The sequence below is a fragment of the Nocardia sp. NPDC059240 genome (genome assembly GCF_042753865.1).
Lineage (GTDB): Bacteria > Actinomycetota > Actinomycetes > Mycobacteriales > Mycobacteriaceae > Nocardia.
This window is the reverse complement of record NZ_JBHZAC010000001.1, coordinates 485,292-506,497: the sequence shown is the minus strand read 5'-3', so window position 1 is coordinate 506,497 and position 21,206 is coordinate 485,292. Positions and strand designations below refer to the sequence as shown.

Below are 21,206 nucleotides of genomic sequence, written 5' to 3'. Positions count from 1 at the left end.
ACGACGCCCGAAATGCGAACGCGCGAGCCCGCATCGGGCTCGCGCGCATCAGCTCACGGGTGCGAGGGGTTTACAACTGGATGCCCAGCAGTGCGTCGACCGCGTCGCGGATCAGCCCCGGCGCGCTCGCGTCGGGGCCGCCGTAGGCCAGCGCCTGCTGCGCCCAGGAATCGATCGCCGCCAGCGCCTTGGGAGTGTCGAGATCGTCGGCGAGGTGGCGGCGCAGCCGCGCCACGGTGTCGGCGGCGTCGGGGCCCGAGGCCAGGGCCGTCGCCTCGCGCCAGCGGGCCAGCCGCGAAAGCGCTTCGGCCAGTACCGCATCCGACCATTCCCGATCGGCACGGTAGTGACCGGCGAACAAGCCGAGCCGGATGGCGGCCGGGTCGGTGCCGGCGCGGCGCAGCTTGGACACGAACACCAGGTTGCCGCGCGACTTCGACATCTTCTCGCCGTCGAGCCCGATCAGCCCGGCGTGCACGTAGTGCCGCGCGAAACGCCGCCCCTTGACGAGTGCTTCGGCGTGCGCACAGGAGTATTCGTGGTGCGGGTAGATCAGATCGCTGCCGCCGCCCTGCACGTCGAACTCGGTGCCGATGCGGTTGAGCGCGATCGCGGCGCATTCGATGTGCCAGCCCGGCCGTCCCGCCCCGAACGGTGCCGGCCACGCCGGCTCGCCCGGTCGCTCGGCCCGCCACAGCAGCGCGTCGATCGGGTCGCGCTTGCCGGGCCGTTCCGGGTCGCCGCCGCGTTCGGCGAAGAGCCGCTCCATGGTCGCCCGGTCGTAACCGGACTCGTAACCGAACTGCTCGGTCGCGTCGTGGCGGAAGTAGACATCCGGGAATTCCGGATCATCCACCACATACGCCGCCCCCGACGCCAGCAGCTTGTCGACGAGCTCGACCACCTCCTGCACGGATTCGATCGCGCCGATGTAGTCGCGCGGCGGAATCACCCGCAACGCCGCCATGTCCTCGCGGAACAGGTTGATCTCGCGCGTGCCGAGCTCACGCCAGTCGATCCCGTCGCGTGCCGCCCGCTCGAAGAGCGGATCGTCGACATCGGTGGTGTTCTGCACGTAGTGCACGTCCTGCCCGGCGTCGCGCCAGATCCGGTTGACCAGATCGAAACTCAGGTAGGTGGCGGCATGCCCGAGATGGGTGGCGTCATAGGGGGTGATGCCGCACACGTACATCGTCGCGGTCGCGCCGGGGGTCACCGGGCGCACCTGCTTGTCGGCGGTGTCGAACAAACGTAACGCCGGTCCGGATCCGGGGACGGTCGGGACAGCGGTATCGGACCAGGACTGCATGAATCGAGGTTAACGCCGAGATCGCAGCCCACCCCCGCCGCCCCCGCACCGGTGTGCCGCGCGACACGCCCCCGGACGGGCCGACCTGCACCCTAGTCACTGCGGCGGCGGTGTCAACGGTTGCAATCACGACGACGCGAACGTCGCCCCGCGCACCGCCCGCCACCGGGCGCACGACCCGCAACGCGGGACGTAGCAGGACTCAGAACGCGGGCCAGGGGATCGGACGCGGACCGAGAGGCATCGGCATCACCGGCGCTTGCAGCAGCGCCCGCCCGCGCGCTTCGAGGGCCTCGATCTCGGCGTCGGTGAGGTGCGCCGCGAGCTGCCCACCCAGCTCCCCGGGCAGCGCCTTGACCAAAGTCGTGATGTCGGTGAGCAATTCGTCGGATACCGGCTCCCCGGCCCACCCCCACAACACCGTGCGCAGCTTCGGTTCGGTGTGCAGGCAGATCCCGTGATCGACCCCGTACACGCGTCCGTCGATGCCCGCGAGCGCATGCCCGCCCTTGCGGTCGGCATTGTTGATCAGCACATCGAGCACCGCCATCCGCACCAACTGCGGATGCTCGGCATGCACCAGCGACACCGGATGCCCGGCGGGATCCAACGCGCGCAACACCTCCCGGTAGCCGGCGGGTATCTCCCCGACCGGGCACAGATCCACCAGATCCGGGCCCGCCTCGTCCTCGACGACCTCGATCCAGCGTTGCACCATGCCCGGCCCGAAAGGCCCGTCGCGCAACACCGTTTCCGGGATCACCCCCCAGCCCAACGCCTCCGACACCAGATACGACGCCACCTCCCGGCCGGCGAGGGTGCCGTCGGGGAAATCCCACAGCGGCCGCTCCCCGCGCACCGGCTTGTACACCACCCGCAGCAGCTCACCGGTCTGCTCGGGGTCGGTCTCGCACACCAACGTGGCATTGCTGGCGGTGGTGACCTGCCCGATCACCGTCAGCTCGGCGGTGCGCAACAGGTCGTTCACCGTCTCAGTCCTCGTCCTCGTCGTCGATCTCGGTGGTGGCGCCGAAGATGTCACCACGCTTGTAGCCGTTGGTGCGCACACACATGTGCCCGACCGGCGACAACGGTTCCCCGCACAGCGGGCACGGCGGCCGCCCGGCCGCGATCACCCGCGCCGAACGCAACGCGAACTCCCGCGCCTGGATCGGGGTCAGGAACACCCGCACCGCATCCGGGCCCTCCTCGGTGTCATCGAGCACCACCGATTCGTCGACCTCGGTCTCGGTGATCGCCAGTAACTCCACCACCACCGCGCCCGCGTCCGCGTCCCAGCCCAAACCCATGGTGCCGACCCGGAATTCGGCGTCGACGGGGGCTTGCAGCGGTGCGGTGTCGGCCACGTCCGCGGCCTGCGGGGGCACCTCGGTGCCGAAACGGCGTTGCACCTCGTCCAGCAACAACCCCATCCGATCGGCCAGCACCTTCACCTGCTGCTTTTCCAGCAGCACACTGACCACCCGCGGCTCCTGCACGGCCTGCAGATAGAACGCGCGGTCGCCCGGCTCGCCGACGGTGCCGGCGACGAAACGATCGGGGGTGCGGAAGATATGGATTGCGCGGCCCATTGCACCTCCATTCGGTTCACTCACACTGATGAATCGGGGCGTTCCGCTACCCCATTATCCGTACTGTCGGTGGTACCCGTTTCACCGCCGGGAACCGGGCCCGAGCGCGATTCGCCGCCGGTTCGCGGTGAAATCGCCGCCAACCCTGACAGATCCGGGCCGGTGTCGTTCACCCGCCACACGTACGGGGCGGTCGGGGTGTAGCGCACGACGCTGATCGACGCCGGTTCCACCACGATCCGCTGGAAGCCGTCGAGGTGAATACCGAACGCGTCGGCCAGCAGCGACTTGATGACATCGCCATGCGTGCACGCAATCCACAACACATCGCTACCATGCTTGGCCGCGAATTGACGATCTCGTTCGCGGACAGCGGACACCGCGCGAAACTGGACCTGCGCCAAGGACTCTCCCGACGGGAACGTCGCCGCCGAGGCGTGCCGTTGTACGACCTTCCACAGCGGCTCGTTCACCAGATCCGCGAGGGCCTTGCCCGTCCAGTCGCCGTAGTCGACTTCCAGCAGGCGTTCGTCGGGTTCGGGTTCCAGGCCCAGCTTGTCCGCGAGGGGCGCGACGGTGCGCTGACAGCGCAGCAGCGGCGAGCACACGATGTGCTCGATGGGCAGCGATCCGAGTCGTTGCACCAACCCCTGGGCCTGTTCACGACCGCGGTCGGTCAGATCGACACCGGCGCTGCGGCCGGCCAGGGTGCGGGCAATGTTCGACGTGGACACGCCGTGCCGCAACAGGATCACCGTCACCGGGACAGCCTACCGACTCACGTCGCCGAGACGACGTCGGTCGCCAGCAGCACCATCACCGTCACACCCAGCACGATCCGGTAGCCCACGAACCAGTCCAGGGAATGCCGTGCCACGAACTTCAGCAGCCACGCCACCGACGCGTACCCGACCACGAACGACACGATCGTGGCCACCAGCAGTTGCGGGCCCGACGCATTGAGGCCCTCACCGGCGGGTTCGAACGCATCCGGCAGGCTGAACACCCCCGAGGCGACCACCGCGGGAATGGCCAGCAGGAACGAGAACCGCACCGCCGCCTCACGAGTCAGCCCGCAGAACAGGCCCGCCGAACTCGTCGCCCCCGAACGCGACACGCCCGGGATGAGCGCCAGGCACTGTGCCAGGCCCATGATCAGGCCGTCGCGGGTGGTGAGCAGTTCGATCGGGCGCCGGCGACGCCCGTAGGTCTTACCCGAGTAGTACTCCGCGGCTGCGATCACGAGCGCGAACACGATCAGCATGGTCGCGATCAGCCACAGATTCCGTGCGCCGGTACGGATCTGGTCCTTGAACAGCAGACCCAGCACCCCGATCGGGACGGTGGCGATGATCACATACCAGCCGACCCGATAGTCCAGGGCGCGTTGCGTATCGGGGTCCGGGCCGTGCGCGAAACGCCCGTCACGGTCGAGCACCGGCAGCCGGGTGGTGGCCCGCTCGGCCAACGGCACCGATTCCCGCTGCGGCGCAGCGACTTTCCACCACAAAGTGGTGCACCAGGCGACCACGATGCGGCGGATGTCGCGGGCGAAATACACCAGCACCGCCGCCTCGGTGCCCAGCTGGGTGACCGCGGTGAACGACGCGCCCGCATCATCACCGAAGAACACCGCCGAGGTGATCCGCAGATGCGCCGAGGAGGAGATCGGCAGAAACTCCGTCAAACCCTGCACCAGACCCAGTATCAGCGCCTGCACCCACGTCATCGACTCGCCCAACACGCCCTCCACTCCCGAATTACGCACGCCCGGTAGATAATTCGGCCGCTACCGCACCGGCCACGCCCGCCGCCGAGGACGGGCGCGCGGCGCATCCGCGCCGCTAACACGGCAGCGACCCTACCGGGGAATGTCCGAATTCGGACATGCACGCGCGGAATTCACCGACCCGCCGCGCACCCGGCGGGCCGTAGCCGGGTAGCGGCCACCGCTGCGCCTAGGCTGACGCCTGTGACGAAAGTGCAAGCGCGGTGATGGAACAACGCACGGTCGGCCGCAGCGGACTGCGGGTGTCGCGGCTCGGGCTGGCCACCCACACCTGGGGCAGGGAAACCGACGCCGAGGACGCCGCCGCCCAGCTGATGGCGTTCGTGGAAGCCGGCGGCACCCTCATCGACACCTCCCCGGCCTACGGTGACGGCGCCGCCCAACACATGCTGGGCGAACTGCTCTCCGAGATCGGCCGCGAAGACCTCGTGCTGAGCGGAAACGCCGGATACACACCGATACTCAGCGACGCCACCGCCGCAGCGCCCGCCGCCGTGCGCTGGACCGTCGACGCCTCCCGGCGCACCATGATGCGCCAGCTCGACCACACGCTCACCCAACTCGGCACCGACCACCTCGACATCTGGTCGGTCGCCGCCTGGGACCCGCACACCCCCCTCGAGGAGATCGCCGACACCCTGAGCTGGGCGGTCCGCTCGGGTCGGGTGCGCTACGCCGGGGCCCGCGGCTACGACGGCTGGCAGCTGGCCACCCTCGCCGCGCACGCCCCGCTGACGGCCACGCATCTGCCCTACTCACTGCTCGCGCGCGGCGTCGAACACGAATTCGTGCCCGCCGCACAGCATCACGGCATCGGCATCGTCGCCACCGCACCCCTGGCCGGGGGCATCCTCACCGGCAAATACCGCGACGGCGTGCCCGCCGACTCCCGCGGCGCGGACGAGGCGACGGCCGCGGAGATCACCGCACACCTCGACGAACGCGCGCTGCGCGTGGTGGACGCGGTCGTCACCGCCGCCGATGGACTGGGCACCTCCCCGCTCGCGGTCGCGCTCGCCTGGATCCGCGACCAACCGGGGGTGGCGTCGATGCTGGTGGGAGCGCGCGATATCGGGCAACTGACCGGAATCCTCGCCGCCGAAACCCTGGAACTGCCCCGGGCGATCGCCGCGGCCCTCGGAGACGTGAGCGCACGCACAGAATGAGCAAGGCTAACCTTACCCGCATGAGGTGTCTCGTGAATGCCCGCTCGGCCGTCCGCCCGCTGCTGATCATGCTGCTCGGGATCGGCCTGGTCGCGGGCGTCACCGCCTGCGGCAGCAGCACTTCCACGAGTGGCGCCAAGGGGCCGGTCACCGCCACCGTCGGCAACCTCGACCCCGTCGCGCTCTCGCCCGCACCCACCCCGGTGCTGCCGGTCACCGTGAAATCCTTCGACGGCAGCGACGTCACCGTCACCGACGCCAGCCGCATCATCGCCGCCGACCGCTACGGCACCCTCGCCCAAACCGTCGTCGCGCTCGGCTTGCGTTCGAACCTGGTGGGCCGCTCCAACTCCGCGGCCTTCCCCGCCGTCACCGACCTGCCCACCGTCTCGAGCGGCTCGGGCACCCTGAGCGTGGAAGCGGTTGCGGCACTGCGGCCCACGGTGTTCCTCACCGACACCACCGCCGTCACCCCCGCCCTGCGTGACCAGCTCAAAGCACTCGGCATCACGGTCGTCTACTTCGACTCCAAACGCACCCTCGACGGCGTCGTCCCGCAGATCCAAGCGGTCGCCGACGCCCTCGGCGTCAGCGACGCGGGCAAGACACTGGCCAAACGCACCCAGGACGAGATCAGCGCCGCCACCGCCACGGTGCCGCACCAGAACACCAAACCCAAGATCGCGTTCCTGTACCTGCGCTCCACCGCCATCACCATGATCTTCGGCCCCGGCTCCGGCGCCGAATCGTTGATCGCCGCCATCGGCGGCATCGACGCCGCCACCGCCTCGGGCGTCACCCAGGACTTCCTGCCCATCACCAGCGAAGCCATGATCGCCGCCGCCCCGGACGTCCTGCTCGTCATGAGCGACGGCCTCGCCTCCGTCGGCGGCGTCGACGGCCTCGAAAAAGTCCCCGGCGTCGCCCAAACCCCCGCCGGCCGCGACCGCCGCGTCATCGACATGTCCGACGCCGTCCTACTGTCCTTCGGCCCCAACACCGGCCGCGTCCTGACCGCCCTCGTCAAAGCCGTCTACGGAACCAGCAACGCATGACCGATCCACAAGCCCCGCAACCCGACCCACCTACGCCCGATACCACCAGCGCCGCCACCAACTCGCCGTCGACGGTCCGGGCGGCCAACTCGCCCACCGGAAACGGGACGACCGCGGTCACCGCAGCGACCAGCCGGGCCCATCCGTCGGAGTCACCTGCGACCGGGCGTGAGGAAGCGGGCGACACCGTCGTCGAGGTCTCCGAAGCGGAGCTGGAATCGGCTGCCGCGCAACATTTCCCGGCCAGCGTGGATCCGGCTCCGCTGGCGCGGCGCACGCGCTCGCGCACCACGCTGATCTTCGCGGGCGCGCTTGCGGGCCTGGTAGTGCTGGCGTTGATCTCCGCGGCCATCGGACAGGTGCCCACCAGTTACGCCGAGGTCGCGGGCAGCGTGTTTCACCGCATGGGCCTGGATTGGGGGCCGATGCCGCATCACCCGGCCGGGTACGTGACCTTGTGGGAAGTCCGGTTCCCGCGCGTGGTGCTGGCCGTGCTCGTGGGTGCGGCGTTGGCCACGGCGGGCGCACTGCTGCAGGGTGTGTTCGCCAATCCTCTGGCCGAACCCGGCGTCATCGGCGTCTCGGCGGGTGCGGCGGTCGGGGCGGGCACCGTCATCGTGATCGGTGGCGCGTTCGCGGCTGCCTGGTCGGTGGCAGCGGGTGCGTTCGTGGCCGGACTCGGTACCACTGCGCTGGTGTATCTGCTCTCGCGCTCGGGTGGCCGCACCGAAGTGGTCACCTTGATCCTCACCGGTGTCGCCATCAATGCCTTTGCCGGTGGCCTGATCTCGTTCCTACTGTTCAAAGCCAGCCCGGCCGCGCGTGACCAGCTGGTGTTCTGGCAGATGGGCTCGCTCAACGGCGCCACCTGGCAGGCGGTCAACGTGGTGTGGCCGCTGACCCTGCTCGGTGTCGCGGCCGCGATCTGGATGGCACCGCGCCTGGACCTGCTCGCCCTCGGCGAATCCGCCGCGCGACACCTGGGCGTGGACGTGGAACGGTTGCGGCGCAACATCATCGTCGTCGTCGCCATCCTCGCCACCGCCGGTGTCGCGTTCACCGGCATCATCCTGTTCGTCGGGTTGATCGTGCCGCACCTGGTGCGCATGCTCGTCGGTCCCGGACATCGCGTGCTCATCCCGCTCTCGGCCATCCTCGGCGCGGCCGTGCTCGTGGCCGCCGACATCGGCGCACGCGCCCTCGTCCACAACGCCGACCTGCCACTGGGCATGATCACCTCCCTGGTCGGCGGCCCGTTCTTCTTCTGGCTGCTGCGCCGCACCCGCTCACGCGCGGGAGGCTGGGCATGAGCGCACCACGCCGGATGAACCGAGTCCGCGGACTGGCCACCGTCTTCCGGCGCACCCCGGCCATGCCGGAGGTCCCCGAACCGGGCACCATCACCCTGCGCGCCCACGGAGTGAGTGCGCGCCGCGGCGACCGCACCGTCCTCGACGGTGTCGAATTCCCCGTACGCGCCGGACAGATCGTGGCCTTGGTCGGCCCCAACGGCGCAGGCAAATCCACCCTGCTCGCCGCACTGGCCGGAGAACTCGAACTCTCCGGCGGCAGTGTCGAACTCGACGGGCACTCCCTGACCCACTGGACGCCCCTGGACATGGCGCGCCGACGCTCGGTGCTGCCACAGTCCCACACCGTCGGGTTCCCCTTCATGGCCCGCGATGTCGTGGCCATGGGCCGGGCCCCCTGGGCGCGCACCCCGCGTCAGCTCGACGACGACGCCGTCATCGCCGCTGCCATGGCCGCCACCGACGTCGAACGCTTCGCCGCCCGTCCCTTCCCCGCGCTGTCGGGTGGTGAACGCGCCCGCGTCGCCCTGGCCCGCGTGCTCGCCCAGGACACGCACACGCTGCTGCTCGACGAGCCCACCGCCGCACTCGATCTTGGGCATCAGGAACAGATCCTGCGACTGGCGCGCGAGCGCGCCGACGCCGGGACCGCGGTCGTAGTGGTGTTGCACGATCTCGGGGTGGCAGCCGCCTACGCCGACCGGGTCGCCGTCCTCGAAGCCGGTCGCATCGCCGCCGACGGCCCACCACGGGAGATTCTCACCCCCGAGCTGCTCACCCGCGTGTATCAGCACCCCGTCGACGTGTTCGACCACCCGGTGACCGGCGCGCAACTGGTGCTGCCGGTGCGCGGCTGACACACCGAAAGCGTTGCGCGACCACCGAAGCTACGGGGATATCGCCGAAGTCGTTGCGGGCCGAACATATTCACCCGGCCCGCCACCGCTGAATTGCCGTCGATCAGAGTTCCTGCTGACCCCACACCAGCCGCAGGACGCCGTTGACGAACCAGATCGCGAACAGCGTCGCACCCGCGATCGGCATCCAGGCCAGCCCTAGCAGCAGCGCGGCCGCTCCGAACCACGCCACCTCCAACGCGATTCGCCGCCAACCCTTCTGGGGGAAGCGCGGATCCTTGGCCGCCCCGAACAGCGCCCACACCACGATGAACACCGCCGGTGCGGCGATCGCCAGCAGGATCCGCATCACCACCGGCGCCGACACCGTGGCACCCCACCAGACGGCCGAACCCAGCACGCACAGTTCCAGCAGGAACATCACCAACAGATTCGCGCCTTTGAGCACGCTCATCGCCACACCAACTTCAACACCGCAGGAGTCAACAGCATGCGAATCACGGTGGCGTCCAACACCAGTGCCGCGATCATGCCGTAGGCAATGTATTTCATCAGCACCAGATCCGAGAACCCGAACGCCCCGGTCACCACGATCAGGATCGCCGCCGCCGAGGTGATCACCCCACCGGTGTGCGCGATGCCGTAGCGGATGGCCTCCGGCGCGTCCGCTCCCGCCGCGCGCGCCTCGGCCATGCGCGATTGCAGGAACACTTCGTAGTCGGTGGAGAGCCCGAACAGCACCGTCACGATCAACACCAGCACCGCGAACATCAACGGTCCGGGTGTGAAGTCGAACAGCCCCGCCCCGTGACCCTCCACGAAGATCCAGGTCAAAACCCCCAACGTCGCGCCCATGCTCAGCGCGCTCATCACCACCGCCTTGATCGCCAGTACCAGCGACCGGAACGCCGCGTACATCAACGCGATCGCCGCCACGATCAGGATGCCCGCCAGCAACGGCAGTCCCTTGATCAAACCCTGGATCGAATCCCGTTCCAGCGCGGGCACTCCCGCCACCATCACATGCGTGCCGGGCGGTTCGGGCAGCGCACGCAGCGCCGCGATCACGGAGTCCGCGTCGCGTTTGTCGCGTAACCCGCTGGCCAGCACCGTCACCTGATCCTTGCTCGGCGCGGCCGGATCGAACGGCCCGGTCATCTGCGCGCCCACCGCCTGATCGGCCTCATACCGCAGATCCGACAGCTGGGTCGAATTCGCGCCCACCACCACCAGTTTCAGCGGGTCGGTGCGGAAGGTCGGGAACAGGCGATCGAAATCCTGCTGCGCCACCCGCGCCGGATTGTCCGCGGCCAGATAACGCTCACTCAACCCGCCGAACTCGATATGCCGAAACGGCAGGATCAACCCCAGCAGCAGCACCAGCACCGGCACGATCACCAGCCACGGCTTGCGCATCGCGAAGACCGCCAGCCGCGAGAAGAACCCGGCATCGAGCTGCTCGGCACTGCGGATCCCGGCCAGCCGATGCCAACCCCACAGATCGATGCGCCGCCCCACGATCGACAGCACCGCGGGCAATGCCGTCACCGACAACACCGCCGCCAGCAGCACCGAGGAGATGCCACCCAACGGCACCGAGCGCAGCACCCCGTTGGGGTAGATGAACAACGCGCCCAGACTGACCGCGATGATCGCCGCCGAGAACAACACCGTGCGCCCGGCCGTCGCGACCGTGCGCGCCGTCGCCTCCTCCACGCTGCGCCCGGCAGCGAGCTCTTCGCGGAAGCGCGTCACCGCGAACAGCCCGTAGTCGATGGCCAGCCCCAGGCTCACCAAGGTGACCACCGCCGAGGCGAAGACGTTGACCTGCAGATGATTCGTGAGCAGCCGCATGATGCCTTGGCTGCCCAGAATCGTCATGCCGCCGATCAGCACCGGCAGCAATGCCGCCACCACCCCGCCGAACACGAAATACAGCACGATCGCCACCAGCGGCAACGCGATCAGCTCCGCCCGCCGGATATCGTCCTGCATCCCGGTATTGATGCCTTCGACCACCGGCTGCATCCCCGCCAGCTGCACCGTCGTCCCGCCCGGGCCCGAACCCGGTGTGCCGGCGTGGAATTCGTTCTTGATCGCCATATAGTCCGCGACCGTCGCGGTACCGCCGTCCCCGCGCAACCCGATACTGGCGAACGCGTGCGTGCGTGAAGCGTCGGCGAACTGCCCCATGAGCGCGCCGTCGAAATACGAGTTGATCCGCGCGATCCGATCCGGATACGCGCTGCGCAACCGCGTCAACTCCGCGGCCACCGCGCTGCGCACCGGTTCGTCATCGACCGTCATCCCCGCCGGGGCGGTGTAGATCGCGATCAGATCCCCGTCGCGGTCGCGCCCGAAGGTGTCATCGGCCAGTTTCGAGGCCGCCACCGACTGGCTCGAATCATCGAACCAACCCTCCTGGGTCAGGTGATCGCCCAGGTCGCGGCCATAGAATCCCGACACCAGCACCAGCAGCCCGAACCCGGCGAACACCAGCCATCGATACCGGTGGATCAGCCGCCCCCACCGTAGGGATCCGGCCTCGACCATCAGCCGCAGGCCGCGGTCTTGTAGTCGGCCGAACGCAGAATGCCGCACAGGTCGGTGCGCGAGATCTTCCAATGCCCGTCGACGAACACGAAATGCACCACGGTCGTGCGCACATCCGAGCCGCTGCCGTCCTTGTCCAGGCTCAGCGTCGCGGTCAGGGTGCCGTCGTGGTTGTCGAACACCGGATCCTTGACCCCGTAGACCGCATGCGGATGATCCTGCAGCGCCTTGTACATGTCCGGAATCGCGTCCTTGAACGCGTCACCGTCCTGGATCAGCGCGGTCCGATCACTGTCGGGCAGATTCGGATCCAGCGCCGACTTGAGCTGCGCATCCAACTGCGCCGCGGTCGGGATCGCGGGCTTGTTCGCGCTCGAGGTCGCCGCCGCGGCCGCCGAAGTCGCGCTCAAGGCCGCGTACGCCGAGGATCGGGCCGCGGCCACCTTCGACTCGTCATCGCCCCCGCCGCACGCGGCGATCGACACGCTCAGCACGGTCAATATCAGCGTGGCGGCGGCCGGTCGTCGAAGTCGCATCAACATCCTCGTCAGCTCGAACTGCGGTTGTGTGCCGCCAGTCTGTCACGGACGCTGCGCGCGAGTGATTCCCGTGTCACAGACAGCACGGCCGCGAGTCGCTGCTCACAGTCCTTCCAGTACCGCGCCGAGGCGACCCAGCAGCGCCCGCACCGTGGTCGCCTCGTGCGCCACCGCCGCCGCCACCGGTGTGGCCTGCGGAATCAGATCCCGCACCAGGGCGACCACGCTGCGTTCGTCATCGAGATCGATATCGGTGACCGGGGCCAGTGCGACCGCGTCGACATCCTCGGGAGCAGGTACCGCCGTGGCTAGATCCGCGCGATAGATCTCCAGCCGCAGCGTCGCGCGATGGGTGCGGAACGCGAAGGAGCGTCCGTCACCGGTCATTCCGAACCCGTGCGCGTAACGGCCCACGGTGACGTCTTCGACGGTGAAGCCCGAAGTGTGGTCGGCAACCAACAGATCTCCCTGATACGAGCCGCTTTTGACTTCCACGGTAACCGCACCCGCCGACACCGCCACCGAAACCCCATGTCACATCATGCAAACCGGCATTCGATGCACGGATCACAATCGCGGCGCGCCGCCGGGAAGACCCCCACTTGTGCCACGTCGTACGCGACCATGGTCAGATTAGAGAGCACGCATGATTTCGTCGGTCAGTTCGGTCAGGTTAAGGAGTTCGCTGCATGCGCCGTCGCGGCTGGATCCGGTCGGCCCTCGCGGGGGCGGCGGTGGTGACCCTGCTGGCCGGGTGTTCCTCGCAGGAGAGCAACACCGACAACGCCACGCGCGAACCGGCCGTCGCGGCCGTGTCCCCGGCCGCCTCGGTCTCCCCGGCCGGTGAGGTGAGCGCCCACACACCGATCGGCATGTTGCTGAACGCGCCCGGTACCGGCGTATTGGCCGCGGTCACCGACTCCGGAACCACCCTGCAACTCATCGACAAGGGCGTCACCCGCCCGATCACCCTGCCCGGCAAGGCCGCCGCCCTCGCCGCGGGCAAACCCGGGGAGATCCTCGTCGCGGTGCCCGGCGCGATCGTGCGCGTCGACGTCGCGGCCGCCACCATGACCACCGTCAAGATCGACGGCGATGTCCGCTCGGCCGCACTGCGCGCCGACGGCTCGCTGGTCGCGGGCCTGGCCAACGGCAAAGTCCTGCTGGCGGACGCGGACGGCACTGTGCGCCACACCATTTCGGGCCTGTCCTCGGCCGACGCGATCGACACCACCGATGACGCGGTCGTCGTCCTCGACCGCCGCCAGACCGCCCTCGTGCAACTCGACGGCACCCGCAAACTCGGCCTCTCCCTGCGCACCGGTGACGGCGCGACCAACATGATCGGCGACCATTTCGGCCGCCGGATGGTTACCGACACCGCCGGCGGGGAACTGCTGGTCTACACGGCTGATCCCTTGGTCCTGCACCAGCGTTTCCCGGTAGGCTCCTCTCCCTACGCACTCGCCTACGATCAGCGGTCCGAGACCGTGTGGGTGACGCTGACAGGCAGCAACGAAGTCGTCGGCTACGACTTGTCGACGGGTATACCGGTAGAGGTGGGGCGCTACCCGACGGTGCGCCAGCCCAACTCGGTCACCGTCGATGACCGCACCGGTGACCTGTTCGTGGGATCCGCGACCGGCGACGGTCTGCAACGGATCGGAGCGGACCAGCGGAAGAGAGGGCAGTGATGGCACCTCGGGCCTCACGATCGGCGCACCAATCGCGCACCTTACCGGACGGCTGGGAGGAATCCAGCGACGAATGGGAATACGTGCCCCTGCGGCTGCCTCCCGGCGTCAGCAGGGTCACCTCCGCCCTACGTCTGTCCATCCACGCGGAATACGGCGGCTGGGAGCTGTCGCGGGTTCGCGCCTACACCGACGGTTCCCGCCGAGTGTTATTGCGCCGCCGCAAGACTCCCCTGCTATCCCCGACACCCGAGGCGGTGATGTAACCCCCTATGTATGAGCGCCTGTACGCCCTGCTGCTCAAGGTGATGTTCCGGCTGCAGCCGGAAACCATCCACCACCTGGCCTTCGCCGCCATGCGGCTGGCGACCCGGTTCACCCCGGGCCGCAAGCTGTCGGCCGCGTTGCTCGGCACCGACGACCCGATCCTGCGCACCCGCGTATTCGGCGTGGACTTCCCCGCGCCCCTGGGCCTGGCCGCCGGCTTCGACAAGAACGCCGACGGCGTCGACGCCTGGGGGCCACTGGGTTTCGGCTACGCCGAGATCGGCACCGTCACCGCGCAGGCCCAGCCCGGCAACCCCGCGCCGCGACTGTTCCGCCTGCCCGCCGACCGGGCGCTCATCAACCGCATGGGCTTCAACAACTTCGGTGCCGCGGCAGCCGCCGGCCACCTCGCCGCCCGGCTGCCCGGCGGCGTCCCGATCGGCGCCAACATCGGCAAGACCAAGGTCGTCGAACCCGAAGACGCCGCAAGCGATTACGCCATCAGCGCGAAACTCCTGGGCCCGCTGGCCGACTTCATGGTCGTCAACGTCAGCTCCCCCAACACCCCCGGCTTGCGTGACCTGCAAGCCGTCAGCTCCCTGCGCCCGATCCTGCAGGCCGTCCTGGACACGGTCTCGGTCCCGGTCCTGGTGAAGATCGCCCCCGACCTGTCGGACGAGGACATCGACGCCGTCGCCGACCTGGCCGTTGAACTGGGCCTCGCCGGCATCGTGGCCACCAACACCACCATCCGCCGCGACGGCCTGGCCACCCCCGCCACCACCGTGGAACCCATCGGCGCCGGCGGCCTGTCGGGCCCCCCGGTAGCCGACCGCTCCCTGGAAGTCCTGCGCCGCTTGTACTCCCGCGTCGGAGACCAACTGGTCCTGATCTCCGTAGGCGGCATCGAAACCGCCGACCAAGCCTGGGAACGCATCCTCGCCGGCGCCTCCCTCCTCCAGGGCTACACCGGCTTCATCTACGGCGGCCCCCTGTGGCCCAAACACATCCACCGCGGCCTCGCCGAAAAGCTCCGCACCCACGGCTACACCAACCTCTCCGAAGCCGTAGGCGCAGAACACAAAACCAGCGCCTGAGGGTCCACCTGGCATTCTGCCGCCCTGAGAATCGCCTTGCCGTTTCGTCGGACGCACCAACCTGACCGGTTCTATGGTTGGTGCGAATGACGATGCAGCAGAACCTCGGTGGTAGCGGCGGTGCCGACTCGGCCTCGCAGGACAACGATGTCCGGGCAGTCCGCGATATCCTGCTGCAGTTGCGCAAACGTACCGGCATGGGTGGCGAGCCGCGCCCGGTCAATATCGATGCCCTGCTCGGCTTGGTCGTCGTACGGCGATACGCCCACCTCAGCGGCGACGATCCCGAGACAGCACTACTCCACACGTTGCGCTATGTCGCCACCAAACTCGTTCCTGCGGAACGCTTGATCGTCGACGCGGAACTGAATCTCGGCATGCTCGCCGATCTGCCCGACGAGATCGGCGCTCACCTCTATGGACCGGATCTGGGCTCGCGACGAGACAGCCTGGCCCAACACTGGACGGACCTACACGAGGTGCTCGGTGAACCCGTCACCCGTCAGGTGCGCAGCGAGCGAGCGTTGCGAGGTCGGCTCGAAGAGCTCGCCTTCACCGCGCTCGCGCGTGAAATGACCCTCGAATCAGTTGTTCCCATGAGTGAAGTTCCCTCGGCGACACCGCGTCCGACCGTCGTTGTCGTCGGTGACGCTGCATGGGATCGCATCTTGCTTGTCGATGCGCTGCCGCGCGACGGTGAGTCTCTGTACGGGATGTTCTCCGTCCACGCCGGTGGTAAAGGCCTGAACCGGGCTGTGGCCTTGGCGCGTCTGGGCGTCGACGCTCGTCTGTTCGCGGCCGTGGGCGACGACGATCAGGGTAGTGAGATCGTCGAGTACTTGCGAAAGCGAGGCGTTGACACCAGCCTGGTGCGCTCCCGGCGCGGTCCGACTCCGACCGCGACGGTGCTCGTCGGCGTGGATGGCAGCAACGCCTCGATCGCCGGAGAGGACCGGATCCGGTTCGCCCCCAGGGACATCGCCGATGCTCCCATCACCTGTGCTCTCCTCGATGCCGACGGGGTTCTGCTGACTTTCGAACAGAACGAGGAACTGCTGGCGGCAGTATCGGCCGCCATCGCTGATCGACCGCAGCGGCCGTGGCTGTTCATGAGCGCCACGCCGCCCAAACCGTTTCCGGTGCAGCTACCCGAATATCTGAGGACCGTGGACTACCTGATCGCGTCGGTCGGCGAACTGGAACGGCTGCGACCGGGTATCGAACCGGCGACGAGCGCACGGCAGTTGGTGCGCCACGGTGTCGGCTCCGTCGTGGTTCTCGACCAACAGAGGTGCGCGATGTATTCGGCTGATCAACCCGAAGCCGATCCCGTTTGTGCCTACACCCAATCCGATCGACCCGTTGCACCCGGCGCGTCGTCGGCGTTCGTCTCAGCCTTCATAGCCCGCCTGATAACTCACCCCCGTCCCACTGAACAGTCCGCACGTCGCCGGGCCGGTATCGACTGCCTTGCGTGGGCCGCCGCCGCGATTCCCGCTCGTGAGTCAGGGGTGAAGAGCATCCCCGACTCCATGCCCACACGCGAAGCGATCAATCGCCGGTTGGACGCCTCCTAGCACCGCTGAGCTCTCACATGGACTGTCGGACAACGTAGTTCGGCGGCCGTGACTGAAGTCCCGAAGCCGATCCGCCCTTGGGCACGATCCAGTCGAACGATCTCGGAATCGTGGCCGCCGAGACCATTACTCGCCGCGAGGGAGGTGTTCAAGCCCACCGGTGCCGTGGACGTGCGCCAGCGTGCGCCATGTGGTGGCTGCCGGTCCTCAGCTCGGCCGAGACCTGGGCGGGCAGCGGAATGGGCTGTGGCGCCGCAGTATCCGCTCCGTACGTCGGCGCCGGATCGAGATGCAGTCGTTCGGCCAGCCGCACCGCAAGGAGAATGACCGCCCGATCAACCCCGATGCCCAACCGGGCGGCATGGATTGCCGCCCTGGCCTGTGCCTGCTCGTCGTAGACGATCTTGGGATCGGACAGGATCTCATCCAGCTCCATCCCGGCCTGCGCCTGCTCGCGCGAAAGACCTTGGCGTGGTAGCCAACTCAGCCGCCACTCCTCTTGGCCGAGCCTGCTCACCCGCACTGCGCGCTCTGGACTGAGGTCACTCTTCATCTCCCGCGCCGTGATATCGATCATCGCAAGTTCCTCCCTCGGGCGGTGCGCGCGGCGGGCAGGATCGCTGCCCGCTCACGTTGTGGTGCGCTCGTCGCGGTCGATGTCCCGCGCCGGGCTGTCTGCTCCCTCATCGGATGCTGGACGGTAGCTATTTCATCGACTCTCACGCCACCGCCCGTACTGCCGGGCTGCCTGTTCTCCTTCTCGCCGCCGACTCCCGTTCGGCACTGCAGTAATAGGCCGTGGCCCCGGCTACCCCCTCGCGTACTCATGCCGACCGTCGCTTCAACAGCACGAATACCGCCTGTTCCACCGGAACCCCCAGCTCGCCGGCGCTGGCGATCATGCGGCCTTGCACCTTCTCGTCGCTGGGGTAGCCGTCGGTGACGCATTCGGCCAACACCATCGCCGCCAATGCCTGTGCCCGCGTGAGCAACCGATCAGGCAACCAGCTGCTGCGCCAAGCCAACGTCCACCGATCGGCAACCCGCACCGCGCTCTCGTCGGTGACATCGCTGGTCATGCACCAATCGTCGGTTGTGTATATCGTCATGACTCCCCCCGTTCTGCCCGTCGCCGCGCCAACACGGCGCGGGCCTGTTCCGCATCGATTCCCAATTCGGCTGCAGTGGCCAGTGCCCGCCGCCAGGCCCCGTCGACAGCGAGCGGCACGCTCAGCAGTGTCTCCGTGAGTTCCATTGCCGCCGTGGCTTGTTCACGCGTCAGCAGCAGTTCCTCGTCGAGCCAGCTGATCCGCCAGTTCGGTTCCGGACGACCGGGCAGATGTTCGGCGCACTCGCCGGTGAGACTCGTGGTGATGGAATGTCGTGCGTGGTAGAGGGTCATGGAGGGCCTCCCGGAGTAGCGGAGGCGTCACCGTCGGAGTGCGTGTTCTTCGGAGAGATGCCACTTGCCGGCCGATCGCGATATCCGATCAGCCGGTGGGCTCTGTCAACGAATGATGTTCGCGCCCTGGCGCAGTGACGCCATCGGGGGGATTGAGCGGTCGAGGTGAACTGAAGATCCGCCCCGGCTAGGCGACCGCGATCTCCTGCTCGCCCTCGGTCTTGGCCGCCACCGACCGCTTGCATCGGCGGATGTGTCGAATCAACTGAACCACGTCGGACACCGGACCTCCTGAAACCGTCTGGTGGGCGCAAAAGCCAATGCCATTATGGCACTTGCCGGGGCTGATCGTCTTTAGCCGATTGACCACGGCATTTGTCGCTCCGCCAACAGTTTTGACGTTTTCGCTGTTCAGTAAACCTGTTCGGCGGTATTCTTGAGGCAAATGACAACCGGCAAGACTACTTCCAGCGCTGACTCCGACATCGCGGCGCCAGCCGACAACGTCATCGCTGTCTCAACGGTCCTCATGAGCCTGCGTAAACGGTCAGGCCTCCGCTCAGGTCGGATTCAGAAGACGTCGATCGACATCCGAAGTCTGTTGCGGCTCAGCGTGGTCAGGCGGTACGCACACCTGGACGACATCACGCCGGAGGCAGCGTTGTTGGTTGCGCTTCGGCATGCGGGTTGCAAGCTGGATGTCACCGACCGGCTGATCGTCGACTCCGAGCTGTGTCTCGGTTTGTTCGATGCGGATCCGCCGCCGGGAATCGATCTCGATCGGTTGTACGACAAGGATCTCCAGGACCGACGTCGCTACCTCACATTGCACTGGAGTGCGTTGCATGAGGCGCTGGGTGCGACAGAGATACCTACCCTGCGCAGCGTGCGCGCTATTCGTGATGCCCCGGAGCGTAGAGCGTTCCTCGCGCTCGCGACCCTGCTCACTTCCGAGTCGGATCCGGAAGCGGCAGACCGCCAGACGGTGACCATCATCGGGGATGCCGTCATGGACATGATCGTCGAAGTCGACGCATTCCCCCGCCCCGGGGTGGATATGTGGGGAGATTTCCGCCGAAGCCCTGGCGGAAAAGGTCTCAAACGTGCTGTGGCGCTAGCGGGATTGGGTCTCGATACGCGTCTGTTCACCGCGATCGGCCAGGACAGCGAAGGCAAAGAGATTCGTGACTATCTGGCGAAGCAGGGTGTCGACACCAGCCTGGTCAAGATGATGCCGGGCGCGAGTACGCCGGTGACGATCGCGATCGAGACCGACGACGGCACCGACTCTTCCTATATTGCAGCCAAGGTGGGCCGGACGCAGCTCACCGCCGCTGATTTCGACAGCGCCTCCAACCTGCAAGCGATCAGCGATGTCAAAGCGGTCCTGCTGACCTTCGAACAGAGCGTCCCGGTCATCGAGCGGACGCTGGAAGTGGTTGGTACGCAGAAGGAAGCCGTGGCGCGGTCGAAAGCGCCCTGGTTGATCGTGAACGTGCGCCCGCAGCGTCCGCTGACCCATGCGATGAAGGTCTATCTGTCCGCGATTGACTATCTCGTGGGCTCACCGGACGAACTGGCCGCGCTGCGTCCGGACTTGTCGCCTGATGCGGTTGTCTCCTGGCTGCTGCGGCGGGGCGTCGGTGCCGTCTGTGTACTGGAGCGATCTCGGTGCACAGTCCATCGCGCTGATGTCCGAACCCAGGAGGTTTCGCGTTTCGCCAATCCGCTGCCCGTGGTCGCGGGCGCAGCCTCGGCGTTCCTGGCCGCATTGACCTATCGGGTGGTCACCCGAGACGGTGACGCGGAGACCGATGACTTCGAGTGGGCAACAGCGGCGATGGCGGACCTGATCTGGCGAGTTGCGCAGGCGCCCCGAGGCCGGAGTGTCGCGGACACGCTGTCCTCACCGGACCGGATCGACGCCATTGTGGCCGGTGAACCGGACGCTGACGCGCCGAGATCGGATGACACGGCATGAAACCACTCATGGCGAGGCCCCTGGGTATAGCATTCTCGCGGCCCGGCGTGTGACCAATAGATGCGGGCAAATGCGGTGCCTATCGTCCCCGACCGGAGGATCGCTTGACGACAGCGAAAGTGCCGCTGCGGCACGACGAGACCGAGCATGTGTTCACACGCCACGGCCGCAGTATCAGAGTACGGGTGATTCCACTCGATCCGGACGGAATCCCCGGACACGCCCTGATTTTCGGCGATGTCGGACCGAACTGCTTGGTCCGAATCCATTCGCGGTGCCTATACGGTGACGCGCTGCACTCCGACGACTGCGACTGCGGACCCGAGCTCGATCTTGCGCTGGACCTGATCCAGGCCGAGGGGCGTGGCGTACTGGTCTACCTCGAGCAAGAGGGTCGGGGTGCGGGACTGGTCGGCAAAGCTCGCGGCTACTCGCTGAGTCAGCGCGAACGATTGAATACTTTCGCCAGCTATGAGCGGCTCGGCTTTTCTGCCGATTCACGCACCTACACGGCCGCTGCGAAGCTGCTGCTGGACCTCGGTCTCCTGTCGGTCCGGCTGCTTACCAACAACCCGGACAAGGAGGCAGAGTTGCGAGCCGCCGGCGTTGCGGTTCGACCGGTACGACTGCACATCGTGCCCCGCAATCCCTGGGTAGACCAGTATCTTCGGGACAAGCGAGAGTTTCGAGGGCATCGGCTGCCACAAAGCTACGGCGCGCGGCGCGTTGTGCGCACAGGTTTCAGCGCGGGATTCGGGGTGATCTTCGGCGGAATATGCGCTACTGCAGCCGTTTTGGTCAATCCGGGATCCGGGGTCGCGTGGGCTGTGCCCCTGATCGCGGCGGTCGCGGCGATCTTGGGTTTGGCGGTTGGACGCTGGGGTCCGCAACGCACTCGCATCCTTCGCGCCCACGCCCGCCTGGTCTCGAATCGGTTGTTCGGGTCCTGACTCTTCGGACAATTCGTGTCCTGAAATCGACCGCTCGGCCATAATTGCCAGAGGCAGGGCGGTCAGGT

General features: G+C 67.6%; 22 protein-coding genes. 10 read left to right on the top strand and 12 right to left on the bottom strand.

Annotated features, from left to right (window positions below):
• Positions 1-70: 70 nt before the first annotated feature.
• The 5 genes from mshC to ACFXHA_RS02490 form a co-directional block, all read right to left on the bottom strand.
• Complete coding sequence (mshC, locus tag ACFXHA_RS02510) at positions 71-1,309, bottom strand: cysteine--1-D-myo-inosityl 2-amino-2-deoxy-alpha-D-glucopyranoside ligase (RefSeq protein ID WP_379352237.1); 1,239 nt, start codon at positions 1,307-1,309, stop codon at positions 71-73.
• A gap of 202 nt (positions 1,310-1,511) precedes the next feature.
• Positions 1,512-2,297, bottom strand: coding sequence for an SCO1664 family protein (locus ACFXHA_RS02505; RefSeq protein ID WP_379352236.1), 786 nt, complete (start codon positions 2,295-2,297; stop codon positions 1,512-1,514).
• A gap of 4 nt (positions 2,298-2,301) precedes the next feature.
• The gene (locus ACFXHA_RS02500; protein ID WP_379352235.1) at positions 2,302-2,901 is read right to left on the bottom strand and encodes a DUF3090 domain-containing protein; all 600 of its coding nucleotides are present in this window, start codon (positions 2,899-2,901) and stop codon (positions 2,302-2,304) included.
• A gap of 20 nt (positions 2,902-2,921) precedes the next feature.
• A complete protein-coding gene (locus ACFXHA_RS02495; protein WP_379352234.1) occupies positions 2,922-3,662 on the bottom strand; it encodes a histidine phosphatase family protein in 741 nt (246 codons plus the stop codon).
• A 17-nt stretch (positions 3,663-3,679) separates the two neighbouring features.
• Positions 3,680-4,642, bottom strand: a complete 963-nt coding sequence (locus ACFXHA_RS02490) for an undecaprenyl-diphosphate phosphatase (protein WP_379353419.1) — start codon at positions 4,640-4,642, stop codon at positions 3,680-3,682.
• A gap of 254 nt (positions 4,643-4,896) precedes the next feature.
• On the opposite strand from ACFXHA_RS02490, the gene ACFXHA_RS02485 reads away from it, so the two are divergent.
• Genes ACFXHA_RS02485 through ACFXHA_RS02470 form a run of 4 tightly spaced genes read left to right on the top strand, consistent with a single transcriptional unit; the run spans position 4,897 to position 9,078 of the window.
• Complete coding sequence (locus ACFXHA_RS02485; RefSeq protein WP_379352233.1) at positions 4,897-5,856, top strand: aldo/keto reductase; 960 nt, start codon at positions 4,897-4,899, stop codon at positions 5,854-5,856.
• A 20-nt stretch (positions 5,857-5,876) separates the two neighbouring features.
• The gene (locus ACFXHA_RS02480; RefSeq protein WP_379352232.1) at positions 5,877-6,911 is read left to right on the top strand and encodes a hemin ABC transporter substrate-binding protein; all 1,035 of its coding nucleotides are present in this window, start codon (positions 5,877-5,879) and stop codon (positions 6,909-6,911) included.
• On the top strand, positions 6,908-8,221 hold the full coding sequence (locus ACFXHA_RS02475; RefSeq protein ID WP_379352231.1) for a FecCD family ABC transporter permease: 1,314 nt from the start codon (positions 6,908-6,910) through the stop codon (positions 8,219-8,221). The genes ACFXHA_RS02480 and ACFXHA_RS02475 overlap by 4 nt, the downstream gene beginning before the upstream one ends.
• A complete protein-coding gene (locus ACFXHA_RS02470; RefSeq protein WP_379352230.1) occupies positions 8,218-9,078 on the top strand; it encodes a heme ABC transporter ATP-binding protein in 861 nt (286 codons plus the stop codon). Before ACFXHA_RS02475 ends, ACFXHA_RS02470 begins: the two co-directional genes overlap by 4 nt.
• A 103-nt stretch (positions 9,079-9,181) precedes the next feature.
• Here the strand turns inward: ACFXHA_RS02470 and ACFXHA_RS02465 are convergent, their stop codons facing one another.
• From ACFXHA_RS02465 to ACFXHA_RS02450, 4 genes are all read right to left on the bottom strand, one after another.
• Entirely contained in the window at positions 9,182-9,532 is a 351-nt protein-coding gene (locus ACFXHA_RS02465) for a YrdB family protein (protein ID WP_379352229.1), read from the bottom strand.
• On the bottom strand, positions 9,529-11,631 hold the full coding sequence (locus ACFXHA_RS02460; RefSeq protein ID WP_379352228.1) for an MMPL family transporter: 2,103 nt from the start codon (positions 11,629-11,631) through the stop codon (positions 9,529-9,531). Before ACFXHA_RS02460 ends, ACFXHA_RS02465 begins: the two co-directional genes overlap by 4 nt.
• A complete protein-coding gene (locus tag ACFXHA_RS02455; RefSeq protein WP_379352227.1) occupies positions 11,631-12,167 on the bottom strand; it encodes a hypothetical protein in 537 nt (178 codons plus the stop codon). The genes ACFXHA_RS02460 and ACFXHA_RS02455 overlap by 1 nt, the downstream gene beginning before the upstream one ends.
• Positions 12,168-12,272: 105 nt before the next feature.
• Positions 12,273-12,665: a hypothetical protein gene (locus ACFXHA_RS02450; RefSeq protein WP_379352226.1), complete on the bottom strand. Its 393-nt coding sequence runs from the start codon at positions 12,663-12,665 to the stop codon at positions 12,273-12,275.
• 194 nt (positions 12,666-12,859) lie between these two features.
• Here ACFXHA_RS02450 and ACFXHA_RS02445 point away from each other — a divergent pair, with 194 nt between their 5' ends.
• From ACFXHA_RS02445 to ACFXHA_RS02430, 4 genes are all read left to right on the top strand, one after another.
• Complete coding sequence (locus ACFXHA_RS02445) at positions 12,860-13,864, top strand: YncE family protein (protein WP_379352225.1); 1,005 nt, start codon at positions 12,860-12,862, stop codon at positions 13,862-13,864.
• Positions 13,864-14,130, top strand: coding sequence for a DUF5703 family protein (locus tag ACFXHA_RS02440; protein WP_379352224.1), 267 nt, complete (start codon positions 13,864-13,866; stop codon positions 14,128-14,130). Before ACFXHA_RS02445 ends, ACFXHA_RS02440 begins: the two co-directional genes overlap by 1 nt.
• 18 nt (positions 14,131-14,148) lie before the next feature.
• Positions 14,149-15,228 carry a quinone-dependent dihydroorotate dehydrogenase gene (locus ACFXHA_RS02435; RefSeq protein WP_379353417.1) on the top strand — a complete coding sequence of 360 codons (1,080 nt, stop codon included), beginning with the start codon at positions 14,149-14,151 and terminating at the stop codon, positions 15,226-15,228.
• A 197-nt stretch (positions 15,229-15,425) separates the two neighbouring features.
• Positions 15,426-16,805 (top strand): PfkB family carbohydrate kinase, encoded by a 1,380-nt coding sequence (locus ACFXHA_RS02430; protein ID WP_379352223.1) that lies wholly within the window; start codon positions 15,426-15,428, stop codon positions 16,803-16,805.
• Positions 16,806-16,953: 148 nt separating this feature from the next.
• Here the strand turns inward: ACFXHA_RS02430 and ACFXHA_RS02425 are convergent, their stop codons facing one another.
• From ACFXHA_RS02425 to ACFXHA_RS02415, 3 genes are all read right to left on the bottom strand, one after another.
• Entirely contained in the window at positions 16,954-17,382 is a 429-nt protein-coding gene (locus tag ACFXHA_RS02425; protein WP_379352222.1) for a hypothetical protein, read from the bottom strand.
• Positions 17,383-17,629: 247 nt separating this feature from the next.
• The gene (locus ACFXHA_RS02420) at positions 17,630-17,884 is read right to left on the bottom strand and encodes a hypothetical protein (protein ID WP_379352221.1); all 255 of its coding nucleotides are present in this window, start codon (positions 17,882-17,884) and stop codon (positions 17,630-17,632) included.
• A 26-nt stretch (positions 17,885-17,910) separates the two neighbouring features.
• Positions 17,911-18,207 carry a hypothetical protein gene (locus ACFXHA_RS02415; RefSeq protein WP_379352220.1) on the bottom strand — a complete coding sequence of 99 codons (297 nt, stop codon included), beginning with the start codon at positions 18,205-18,207 and terminating at the stop codon, positions 17,911-17,913.
• Positions 18,208-18,652: 445 nt separating this feature from the next.
• On the opposite strand from ACFXHA_RS02415, the gene ACFXHA_RS02410 reads away from it, so the two are divergent.
• Complete coding sequence (locus tag ACFXHA_RS02410; RefSeq protein ID WP_379352219.1) at positions 18,653-20,188, top strand: carbohydrate kinase family protein; 1,536 nt, start codon at positions 18,653-18,655, stop codon at positions 20,186-20,188.
• A gap of 104 nt (positions 20,189-20,292) precedes the next feature.
• Positions 20,293-21,138: a GTP cyclohydrolase II gene (locus ACFXHA_RS02405; RefSeq protein ID WP_379352218.1), complete on the top strand. Its 846-nt coding sequence runs from the start codon at positions 20,293-20,295 to the stop codon at positions 21,136-21,138.
• Positions 21,139-21,206 lie beyond the last annotated feature (68 nt).